The organism is Bacillus sp. GbtcB14 (assembly GCF_019091205.1).
GTDB lineage: Bacteria > Bacillota > Bacilli > Bacillales > Bacillaceae_G > Bacillus_A > Bacillus_A cereus_AG.
Genome location: NZ_JAGXJT010000144.1, coordinates 1 through 274 on the forward strand (window position 1 = coordinate 1; position 274 = coordinate 274).

A 274-nucleotide genomic window follows, 5' to 3' on the forward strand; every position below is an offset into this window, starting at 1 on the left:
GCTGCATATCCTTTTGAAAGCGTGAGGAACGCTTCTTTATTTCCATCATCAATCGCCTTATTAATCTGCTTTGTGAGTATGGCGATCCGTCGTTAATAAGTCGGAGGGCAAGCGGTCCTCCGTAGACAATGGACTTGGCCAACTCCTTGGCCCACAGAACGACATGGCTACTTTCATCGGAAATATCAATAATCCATTGATACGTCGCTCTCGCCTTTTCTTCAGCCGCAATATCCTCATATAAATCAGCGATCGGATCTCCCTTCGCCTGTAT

Annotated in this window: 1 protein-coding gene and 1 pseudogene; both read right to left on the bottom strand. The window is 46.4% G+C overall.

Annotation, left to right across the window (positions count from 1 at the left end; genetic code table 11):
* Positions 1-86: IDEAL domain-containing protein (locus KVT31_RS30875; RefSeq protein WP_368858998.1), on the bottom strand; the 86-nt coding region annotated here is incomplete at its 3' end.
* A gap of 86 nt (positions 87-172) precedes the next feature.
* Positions 173-274, bottom strand: a pseudogene (locus KVT31_RS30880) (manganese catalase family protein); the annotation flags it as partial.